This is a genomic window from uncultured Demequina sp. (assembly GCF_913055775.1).
GTDB lineage: Bacteria > Actinomycetota > Actinomycetes > Actinomycetales > Demequinaceae > Demequina.
In genome coordinates this window covers 1-10,828 of record NZ_CAJXJX010000095.1, presented here as the reverse complement: position 1 = coordinate 10,828, position 10,828 = coordinate 1, and the positions used below count along the sequence as shown (strand labels likewise).

Below are 10,828 nucleotides of genomic sequence, written 5' to 3'. Positions count from 1 at the left end.
GGAGGGGTGCCCCGCCTATCCCCGCCGGGCCGTCAGGTTAAACGGCAGCCGGCGGGGATTAGGCGGCGCAAAGGTGGAGTTCGAGTTGGGCTTCGGCGTTCTCGTGGAAGAACTCGGCGAGGAAGGAGTCCCAATCGTCGAGCTGGCCGGTGGCGGAGCGCCGGCCCCATTCGCGAATCGCTGCGGCCCACTGGTTCATGTGGGATGTGATGCTGGAGGGGAACTGGAGGAAGATGCGGTCGACCTCCGAAGCGGGCAGGAGCCCACGCTGGCGGATGTATTCGCTCATGGATCCGGGCTTGGGTGTGGCGCCCCGGGTGCCCTTGACGCCCTGGTTCCAGAGTCCCTTGCACCCTTGGCCGACGTGGTGCGGCTTGGGATAGGGGCGCTTCTTGGGCCACCAGCGGGGCGCCTTGCGGGTGGCGCTCCACTCAGCGAAGGGCGGCTTGAGGGAATCGTTCCATTCGAGCCAAGTGGTGCGGTTGAAGAGAAGGCTCTCCTCCGCTCCCCAATTCCCACGAAGGCGGGGCCATGCCCGGGCCTCCATGACGACGATGCGGCGGAGCTTGTCGACGGACAGGGCGTCGACCTCGTGGGCTTCGAGGCCGCGGGGCTGACCACCACGTCGCTGCTCATGGACGGCGACTACCCGCAGGTGCGCCGGCTCTTCCCTGACGAGAGCCCCATCACGGCCGTCGTGAAGACCACGGATCTCATCGAGGCGACGCGACGCGTGTCACTGGTCGCCGAGCGCAACTCCTCGGTGCGGCTCGCGTTCGTCGAGGGCGAGGTCACGCTCGACGCCGGACAGAGCGACGATGCGCAGGCTTCCGAAGCCATCGAGTGCGATCTGTCCGGGGACGCCATCACCGTCGCCTTCAACCCGCAGTACCTGCTCGACGGGCTGGGTGCGCTGTCGACCGAGTACGTGCGCCTGGGCTTCACGCAGGAGACCAAGCCCGTGGAGTTCGTCGGTCTCGAGGAGCCCGGCGGCGATGTGGTGGCCGACTTCCGCTACCTGCTGGTGCCCATCCGCATCCAGTCCTAGCGCCGCCGATGCGCGTCACCCACCTGCATCTGGTCGACTTCAGGTCCTACGAGGACCAGGAGATCGAGTTCGGACCGCGAGTGACGACGCTCGTGGGGCGCAACGGTCAGGGCAAGACCAATGTGGTCGAGGCGGTGCGGTACCTCTCCGCGCTGAGCTCGCATCGGGTCGCCTCCGACGCGCCGCTCATTCGGCAGGGTGCGGAGCGGGCGATCGCCCGGGCTCGAGTCGAGAAGTCGGGGCGCTCGTTGACGCTCGAGATCTCGCTGAACCCCGGGAAGGCGAACACCGCGCGCATCGGCCGAGGTGCGGCCAAGCCCCGCGACCTGCTGGGGGCGCTGCGCACCGTGGTCTTCGCGCCCGAGGACCTTGCGCTGGTCAAGGGCGATCCTGCGGGACGGCGTTCGTTCCTGGATGAGCTGTGCGTCGCGCTGCAGCCGGCGCTCGCGGGCGACCTGTCGGACTACGACCGCGTGCTGCGGCAGCGGTCGAGCATGCTCAAGACCGCCAAGAACGCTCGTGGTGACCTCACGATGCTGGATATCTGGGACGAGAAGCTCGCCGATCTGGGAGGACGGATCGTGGCCGCGCGCCTCCGTGCGGTCGCGGCCCTCGCCCCGCACGTCACCGACGCCTACGCGGCGGTCGCGCCCGACCAGGGCGAGTGCCGCATCGGCTATGCGACATCGCTCAGTGAGCAGGACGGGTGGCAGGCCGATGCGCCGGCGGCGGAGATTTCGTCTCACCTGCTCGGGCGGCTGCAGGAGGTGCGGCCCAAGGAGATCGAGCGCGGCGTGACGTTGGCAGGTCCTCATCGCGACGACCTCGAGATCTGGCTGGGCGAGATGCCGGCCAAGGGATATGCGAGTCATGGCGAGTCGTGGTCGTGCGCTCTTGCCTTGCGGCTGGGGACCTATGCGCTGCTCACCGAGGAGGGTGGTCCCGACGGCGACGCGGACGGCGAGCCCGTGCTGATCCTCGACGACGTGTTCGCGGAGCTCGACTCGCGGCGCAGGGCCGCGCTGGTGGAGCGCTTGGCGGACGCGAGCCAGGTGCTCATCACCGCCGCGGTAGCCGAGGATGTTCCGGACGCTCTGCGCGGCGAGGTGCTGCGGGTGAGCGATGGCCGGGTGGTCGCGGATGCGGAATCCTCAGCACCGGAGGACGTCGATGCCTGAGCACGAGGACGAGTCGACTGCGGCCGCCGCTGCCCAGGCGGGAGCGGACCTGGCGAGAGAGGCGATGGAGCGAGCCCGCGCATCGGCCCGCGAGAGGGGGGCGTATCGCACGGCGCCTCGAGCGGCGCGCAAGCAGCTCGACCAGAAGCGACGCGAGTCCCAGCCCTTCTCGCCCGGGCGCGATCCGGCGCCCATGTCTGACGCCGTCGACGCACTCCTGCGGCGGATGGGCTGGAACGAGCAGATCGAGGTGTCCGGGGTCACCGGACGGTGGCGTGAGGTGGTGGGCGATCAGATCGCTGACCACTGCGAGCCGCAGTCATTCGACGAGGGCGTCCTCACGGTCAAGGCCGACTCGACGGCGTGGGCGACACAGCTGGGCATCATGTCCGGTCAGATTCGGCACCGGATCAACGAGGAGTTCGGCCGCGACATCGTGCGCGAGCTGAACGTGCTCGGGCCCACGGCGCGGTCGTGGTCGCGCGGGCAGCGGCGGGTGCCGGGCCGCGGGCCCCGGGACACGTACGGGTAGGCGCGGCGGCTCGTCTTTGCGCGGATCGCGTGCCGGTCGAGCGATACGCGGTGCTGGAGACCGTGCGGAGGCCGTGAAAGTGGTGCTCCTCGGTTTCTCCCCACATAGCCCTGAATCGCCCCGAATCGGCCCTAGAACCGTCTAGAATGGACAGCAGTACACCGCGTCCCGTCTGAGGCCGCGAGAGTCCCGTGAAAGGCGAAATCTGTGGCCGAGACCGACGCGCAGGCGAATACGCCTGCCTACGGCGCCGAGAACATCACCGTCCTGGAGGGCCTCGAGGCCGTCCGCAAGCGCCCCGGCATGTACATCGGCTCCACGGGTGAGCGGGGACTCCACCACCTCGTCTACGAGGTCGTCGACAACTCGGTGGACGAGGCTCTGGCGGGTCACTGCGACACCATCACGGTGACGCTGCTGGAGGACGGCGGCGTGCGCGTCACCGACAACGGCCGCGGCATCCCGGTCGACATGCACCCCACCGAGGGCAAGCCCACCGTCGAGGTCGTCATGACGATCCTGCACGCGGGCGGAAAGTTCGGCGGCGGCGGCTATGCGGTCTCCGGCGGTCTGCACGGCGTGGGCATCTCCGTCGTGAACGCGCTGAGCTCGAAGGTCGAGACCGTGGTCAAGCGCCAGGGTCACGTGTGGGAGCAGACCTTCGCGGACGGCGGCAAGCCGCAGGGCACCCTCGAGAAGGGTGCGAAGACCGACGAGACCGGGACGCAGCAGACCTTCTGGGCGGACGACTCGATCTTCGAGACCACCGTCTACGACTTCGAGACGCTGCGCGCGCGCTTCCAGCAGATGGCATTCCTCAACAAGGGACTGTCGATCACGCTGACCGACGAGCGCCCCGAGCACATCTCACCGTCGGACGACATGGAGGAGGAGGGCGACGAGGACGCGCCCACCTCCCGCTCGGTCACCTACCGCTACGACGGCGGCCTGGTCGACTACGTCTCCCACCTCAACGAGACCAAGAAGGCTGACCTGGTCCACGCCGAGGTCATCTCGCTCGAGGCCGAGGACACGGACAAGAAGGTGTCGCTCGAGATGGCGATGCAGTGGACCTCCGCGTACTCGGAGTCGGTCTTCACGTACGCCAACACGATTGCGACCACCGAGGGCGGCACCCACGAGGAGGGCTTCCGCGCGGCGCTCACGTCGCTGGTGAATCGCTACGCGCGCGACAAGGCGATCCTCAAGGACAAGGACGACAACCTCACCGGCGACGACGTCCGCGAGGGTCTGACCGCGGTCATCTCCGTGAAGCTGGGCGAGCCCCAGTTCGAGGGCCAGACCAAGACCAAGCTGGGCAACACCGAGGCCAAGACGTTCGTGCAGAAGGTCGTGGGCGAGCAGCTCACCGACTGGTTCGACGCGCACCCGAACGAGGCCAAAGAGGTCATCCGCAAGGCGATGCAGGCCTCGCAGGCGCGCATCGCCGCCCGCAAGGCGCGCGAGGCGACGCGCCGCAAGGGCCTGCTCGAGTCTGGCGGCATGCCCGGCAAGCTGCGCGACTGCTCCTCCAAGGACCCGTCGATCTCTGAGATCTTCCTGGTCGAGGGTGACTCCGCGGGCGGCTCGGCCGTGCGCGGCCGCAACCCCGCGACCCAGGCGATTCTGCCGCTGCGCGGCAAGGTCCTCAACGTCGAGCGCGCGCGCTTGGACAAGGCGCTCGCGAACGCGGAGATCCAGGCGCTGTTCACGGCCTTCGGCTCGGGCATCGGTGACGAGTTCGAGATCGAGAAGTCGCGGTATCACAAGATCGTGCTGATGGCCGATGCCGACGTCGACGGCCAACACATCCGCACCCTGCTGCTGACGGTGCTGTTCCGCTACATGCGACCGCTCATCGAGGCCGGCTACGTCTACCTCGCGCAGCCGCCGCTGTACAAGATCAAGTGGTCGAACGCGGATCACGACTACGTCTTCACCGACCGCGAGCGGGACGCCGTCCTCAAGGACGGCCTGGCCAACGGCAAGAAGATCCCCAAGGAGAACGGCATCCAGCGCTACAAGGGTCTGGGTGAGATGGACTACTCCGAGCTGTGGGAGACCACCATGGACCCCGAGACCCGCACCCTGCTGCAGGTCACCATGGACGACGCCGCCCTCGCGGACGAGACCTTCTCGATCCTCATGGGCGAGGACGTCGAGTCCCGCCGCAACTTCATCCAGCGCAACGCGAAGGACGTGAGGTTCCTTGACATCTGAGATCCACAACCATGGCCGCATCGACCAGGTCGACCTCAATGTCGAGATGCAGCAGTCGTACCTCGACTACGCGATGTCCGTCATCGTGGGCCGTGCGCTCCCGGATGTGCGCGACGGCCTGAAGCCGGTGCACCGCCGCGTCATCTACGCGATGTACGACGGCGGCTACCGGCCCGACCGCGCCTTCTCCAAGTGCACGCGCATCATCGGCGAGGTCATGGGCAACTACCACCCTCACGGTGACGGCGCCGTCTACGACACCCTCGTGCGCATGGTGCAGGACTGGTCGCTGCGCTATCCGCTCGCTGACGGTCAGGGCAACTTCGGCTCGCCGGGTAACGACCCCGCGGCAGCGCACCGCTACACCGAGTCCCGCATGGCGCCCATCGCCATGGAGATGGTCCGCGACATCGACGAGGACACCGTCGACTTCCAGGACAACTACGACGGTCGCACTCAGGAGCCGTCGGTTCTGCCCGCGCGCTTCCCGAACCTGCTGGTCAACGGCTCCGCGGGCATCGCGGTCGGCATGGCGACCAACATCCCGCCCCACAACCTGCGCGAGGTCGCGGACGGCGTGCAGTGGGCGCTCGACCACCCCGAGGCCTCGAAGGAGGAACTGCAGGACGCGCTCATCGCGCGCATCCAGGGTCCCGACTTCCCCACCGGCGCGATGGTGCTGGGCCGCTCCGGCATCGAGGACGCGTACCGCACGGGCCGCGGCTCGATCACGATGCGTTCGATCGTCAACGTCGAGGAGATCCAGGGCCGCCAGTGCCTGGTGGTCACTGAGCTGCCGTATCAGGTCAACCCCGACAACCTCGCGCTCAAGATCGCGGAGCTGGTCAAGGACGGCAAGGTCGCAGGCATCGCGGACATCCGCGACGAGACGTCGGGCCGCACCGGCCAACGCCTGGTGATCGTGCTGAAGCGCGACGCCGTCGCGAAGGTGGTGCTCAACAACCTCTACAAGCACACTCAGCTGCAGGACACCTTCGGCGCGAACATGGTCGCGCTCGTGGACGGCGTGCCGCGCACGCTGCCCATCGACGCTTTCGTGCGCCACTGGATCACGCACCAGATCGAGGTCATCCAGCGCCGCACCGCGTTCCGCCTGGCCAAGGCCGAGCGCGAAGCCCACATCCTGCGCGGCTACGTCAAGGCGCTCGACCAGCTCGACGAGGTCATCGCGCTGATCCGTCGCTCGCCCACCGTGGACGAGGCCCGCGAGGGACTCATGAAGCTCCTCGACGTGGACGAGATCCAGGCCAATGCGATCCTCAACCTCCAGCTCCGCCGCCTGGCCGCCCTCGAGCGTCAGAAGATCGAGGCCGAGTACGCCGAGCTCATGGAGAAGATCGAGGACTTCAAGGACATCCTCGCCAACGAGCCCCGACAGCGGACCATCGTGTCCGACGAGCTCGCGGAGATCGTCAAGAAGTTCGGTGACGACCGCCGCACGGAGATCAGCCCCTTCGACGGGACGGTCGACGTCGAGGACCTCATCGCCGAGGAGGAGGTGGTCGTCACCATTACCCGCGGCGGCTACGCCAAGCGCACCCGCTCGGACCAGTACCGGGCGCAGAAGCGCGGCGGCAAGGGTGTGCGGGGCGCGACCCTGCGCAGCGACGACATGGTCGACCACTTCTTCGTCACCACCACGCACCACTGGCTGCTGTTCTTCACGAACATGGGCCGGGTCTACCGCGCCAAGGGCTACGAGCTTCCCGAGGGCGGCCGCGACTCGAAGGGTCAGCACGTCGCCAACCTGCTGGCCTTCCAGCCGGGCGAGGAGATCGCCCAGGTGCTCGACCTCAAGTCCTACGAGGACAAGCCCTACCTGCTGCTGGCGACCAAGCGCGGCCTGGTCAAGAAGACCGACCTCACGGCCTACGACTCGAACCGCACCGGCGGCCTCATCGCGATCAACCTGCGCGACGTCGAGGGCGAGGACGGCGAGGTTCGTCCCGACGAACTCGTGTCCGCGCGACTGGTCGCCCCCGAGGACGACCTCATGCTGGTCTCGCGCAAGGGCCAGTCGGTGCGCTTCCACGCGACCGACGACGAGCTGCGTCCGATGGGCCGCGCGACGTCGGGCGTGAAGGGCATGAGCTTCCGCGACGACGACGAGCTGCTCGCCATGGACGTCATCGACGCGTCGGTTCCCGACGCGGAGCAGCTGGGCGTCGCCGAGTCCTCTGACGAGGACGCGGCAGAGGCGGCTGCCGATGCGGGTGGCCCATTCTCGTTCGTCGTCACCGAGCACGGGTTCGCCAAGCGCACCGCCGTGTCCGCGTGGACGCCCAAGCACCGCGGTGGACTGGGCGTGAAGGTCGCGACCCTCACCGAGGAGCGCGGCGACCTGGTGGGCGCGATGCTCGTGGACGAGTCCGACGAGGTCCTGGTGATCATGGAATCGGGCAAGGTCATGCGCTCGGCCGTGGACGAGGTCCCCGCCAAGGGCAAGAACACCATGGGCGTGACGTTCGCCAAGCCGGCGAAGGGCGACCGCATCATCGCGGTGGCGCGCAACGTCGAGCGCAAGGTCGAGGAAGAGGAGGAGGCGGGGCCCGAGGGCGCCGCCACCGAGTCTGCCGATTCCGCGCCCGAGGCGACGCCCGAGCCCCCGGTCACCCCCGCATCGGCTGACTGACCCGGCCGTTCCTGCCGGCACGTCGCTGATCCTCCACCAGGATTCACGCCTACGCGCAGATCGACACTGTCGCTCCACCACCGCGCTCAGATTCGGGTCCGCAATCTGAGCGCCCCAGTGGAGCGTGACTGTCGGTTCTGGCGGGTGCGTGTCACCCACTGGAGCGTGAGGGTGCAGTAGCGGCGGGCGGTCAGGCCCGAGCACCCCGGTCCGCCGGCGTGCGCACCAGGAGCAGCAGCACGAGCCCCAGCAGCACCACGAGCACGACCCCGAGCGTTCCCCAGATGGTCGCGCCGAAGATCTCGAGACTTGCCCACCACGCGAGCGGCGCCAGGAACGATGCCGCGCGGCCGGTGGTCGCGTAGAGCCCGAAGATCTCGGCCTCGCGACCGGTGGGCGACACGCGGGCGAGCAGCGAGCGCGACGCGGCCTGCGCCGGGCCCACGAACGCGGTGAGCACCAGGCCGGCGATCCAGAAGACGATGGCACCCACGCTGTTGAGCGCCATCACCGCGACGCCGGCGATCACGATGCCCGAGAGCGACGCGACGATCACCCGCCGTGGCCCGAACCGGTCGTCGTACCGCCCGGCGATGATGGTCGCGACGCCGGCGATCATGGAGGCGGCGATGCCGAAGATCATCACCGCGTCATCGGCGAAGTCGAAGGCCTGCGTCGCGAGGATCGCGCCGAACGTGAACACGCCCGCGAGCCCATCGCGGTACACGGCGGAGGCCAGCAGGAACCAGAGCGTGGACCGCGAGTGGCGCCAGAGGTCCTGCAGATCCCGCGCGAGGACCCCGTAGCCCTTGATGATGCCCACGCGCGGCCGCCCCGCCGCGGCCCTCGACTCAGGCACGAACACGAACACCGGCCACGCGAACAGCAGCGTCCACACCGCGCAGCCCAGCGCGATCACGCGGAAGGCCATGCCCTCCGAGGTGTCCATGCCGAACCAGTCGAGCTCGGTGAGCACCACCACGATCACCAGCGCGACGATGCCGCCCAGGTAGCCCAGGCCCCACCCGAGGCCTGACACGCGACCCATGGTCGACGGCGTCGTGACCTGCACGATCATCGCGTTGTAGTTGACCCCGGCGATCTCTCCGAAGACCCCGCCGAGGGCAATCAGCCCGGCGCCGAGCCAGAAGTACTCGGGAGCGGGCTCCACGAAGAACAACCCGGCGGTGCACGCGACCACCAGGGCGGTCATGACGCCCAGCCAGGCCTTGCGCCGGCCCGCGGCATCGGCGCGCTGACCCAGCACGGGGGCGAGCAGCGCGATGAACAGGCCCGCGACGAACATCCCGAGTCCGAAGTCGGATGCGAGGTCGGCGACTGCCGCCTCGACCTCGGGCGAGTCCTCGCCGAGAGCCGCGATGTCCGGGTCGATGAACCCGTCCTGGGTCAGGTACAGCGCGACGAAGACGAACGTGATGATGACCGTGTTGAACGGCTGGGTGGCCCAGTCCCACAGTGCCCATGCCCACACCCGACGGCGCGGCACCCGGTCCGCGTCCGGCTGGCCGGGCGCATCGGCGATAGAGGGGAGCACGTCGTCGTGGTCGCTCATGCTCACAGAGTGCCCTACCTCGGTGAATGGCGGGTGACGGGCGCGCGGGCGACGCCGGGTCGGTACGCCAGGCGGGCGAGCGACGGCCGGGGCTAGCATCGAGGAATGGAGTCCGTGACCGCACCCACCGCCCTCGAGTGGCGCGCCGATGTCCTGCCGGGGTACGAGCAGGCGGGGCTCGGAGACATCACGCTGATCCGCCGCATCGAGAAGCCCGCGAGCCCGCGCGCGGTGGTGCTCCACATCCACGGCTACAACGACCACTTCTTCCAGACCCATGTGGCAGACGCGTTCGTCGAGATGGGCTGCGCGTTCTACGCGGTCGACATGCGCCGGGCGGGGCGCTCGCTGCAGGCACACGACAAGCCGCATCACATCACGGAGATCGGCGAGCTGGGCGATGACATCGGCGCGGCGGCTGCCGCCGCGATGGCCGATGCGGGTGACCTGCCGCTCCTGGTCCACGCCCACTCGACGGGAGGCTTGGCGGCGGCGGTCTGGGCCTCCGATGCGCCGCACCCCGCACTCGCGGGGCTCATCCTCAACAGCCCGTTCTTTGGGCTCCGGCTGTCGCGCTGGGAGCGGTACGCGATGTCCACGACGCCCGCGATCAGCCGGGTGCGTCCGCTGCAGGTGGTGGCGCGGGTGCCGTCGCCCTACACGGTCGCGCTGCTGGACCGGGGCGGGTGGAGCTTCGACACCGCGTGGAAGGTGCCGGGTGGCGAGCCGGCGACCGCTGGCTGGCTGGCCGCGACCCGTGCGGCGCAGCGGCGGGTCGCGCGCGGGCTCGACATCCAGGTGCCGGTGCTGGTCGCCCGCTCCGACTCGAGCGGCCCCGACCGCGACGACAACCCGCGCCATCAGGAGCAGGACGTCGTGGTCGACACCGACTTGATCGAGGCCTACGGACCGGGCCTCGGCGCGGACGTCGAGCCGGTGGTGGTCGAGGGCGCGATCCATGACCTGTCGCTGTCTGCGCCCGGTCCTCGCCAGACCTACCTCGACGCGGTCGCGACCTTCACCGAGTCCGACGCCGGCAAGGACCTGCTCAAGGTCACCGAGCCGAACGGCTATACCGGCCTCGGCTACTGGTCCTCCGGTCTCAAGCAGTTTTCGGCCAACAAGCCGCTGCTCGTGCCCTCCGACGCCGAGGGCCTGAAGTTCCGCGTGCAGACCTCCGACGTGGCCGTCGCGATGATCGAGGCGATGGGCGCATCTGCCCAGAAGCTCGCCTTCGCCGAGGTCTATGGTGCGCTGCAGACCGGCGTTGTCGACGGTCAGGAAAACTCCTGGTCGAACATCTACACCCAGAAGTTCTTCGAGGTGCAGGACGGCATCACCGAGACCAACCACCAGTTGCTCGCCTATCTGCTCGTCACGTCGACCGACTGGCTGAACGGCCTCGACCCGGCCGTGCGCGACCAGTTCCTTTCGATTGTCGACGAAGTGACCAAGACGGCCAACGCCCAGGTCGCCGACAAGGAAGCCGCAAACCGTCAGAACATCATCGACGCCGGCGCGACCGTGCGCGAGTTGACGGCCGAACAGCGTGCCGAGTGGGTATCGACCATGAAGCCCGTCTGGGATCAGTTCGAGGGCGATGTCGGGCAGGACAATATCGACG

Annotated in this window: 8 protein-coding genes; 6 read left to right on the top strand and 2 right to left on the bottom strand. The window is 68.6% G+C overall.

Features of this window, described 5'->3' with window-relative positions; translation table 11 throughout:
• Positions 1–58 precede the first annotated feature (58 nt).
• Positions 59–547 carry a hypothetical protein gene (locus QZ483_RS10065; RefSeq protein ID WP_297083558.1) on the bottom strand — a complete coding sequence of 163 codons (489 nt, stop codon included), beginning with the start codon at positions 545–547 and terminating at the stop codon, positions 59–61.
• Between the two features lie 45 nt (positions 548–592).
• On the opposite strand from QZ483_RS10065, the gene QZ483_RS10060 reads away from it, so the two are divergent.
• The 5 genes from QZ483_RS10060 to gyrA all read left to right on the top strand — a co-directional run bounded on the left by QZ483_RS10060 (position 593) and on the right by gyrA (position 7,631).
• Positions 593–1,048, top strand: a complete 456-nt coding sequence (locus tag QZ483_RS10060) for a hypothetical protein (RefSeq protein ID WP_367117101.1) — start codon at positions 593–595, stop codon at positions 1,046–1,048.
• An 8-nt stretch (positions 1,049–1,056) separates the two neighbouring features.
• Positions 1,057–2,226, top strand: a complete 1,170-nt coding sequence (recF, locus tag QZ483_RS10055; protein ID WP_297083556.1) for a DNA replication/repair protein RecF — start codon at positions 1,057–1,059, stop codon at positions 2,224–2,226.
• A complete protein-coding gene (locus QZ483_RS10050) occupies positions 2,219–2,758 on the top strand; it encodes a DUF721 domain-containing protein (RefSeq protein WP_297083554.1) in 540 nt (179 codons plus the stop codon). Before recF ends, QZ483_RS10050 begins: the two co-directional genes overlap by 8 nt.
• Before the next feature lie 207 nt (positions 2,759–2,965).
• Positions 2,966–4,978, top strand: coding sequence for a DNA topoisomerase (ATP-hydrolyzing) subunit B (gene gyrB / locus QZ483_RS10045; RefSeq protein WP_297083551.1), 2,013 nt, complete (start codon positions 2,966–2,968; stop codon positions 4,976–4,978).
• Positions 4,968–7,631, top strand: a complete 2,664-nt coding sequence (gene gyrA, locus QZ483_RS10040) for a DNA gyrase subunit A (protein WP_297083549.1) — start codon at positions 4,968–4,970, stop codon at positions 7,629–7,631. Before gyrB ends, gyrA begins: the two co-directional genes overlap by 11 nt.
• 190 nt (positions 7,632–7,821) lie before the next feature.
• Here the strand turns inward: gyrA and QZ483_RS10035 are convergent, their stop codons facing one another.
• On the bottom strand, positions 7,822–9,204 hold the full coding sequence (locus tag QZ483_RS10035) for an MFS transporter (RefSeq protein ID WP_297083547.1): 1,383 nt from the start codon (positions 9,202–9,204) through the stop codon (positions 7,822–7,824).
• Between the two features lie 105 nt (positions 9,205–9,309).
• Between QZ483_RS10035 and dctP the strand changes: the two genes are divergently transcribed.
• Positions 9,310–10,828: TRAP transporter substrate-binding protein DctP (dctP, locus tag QZ483_RS10030; protein WP_297083545.1), on the top strand; the 1,519-nt coding region annotated here is incomplete at its 3' end.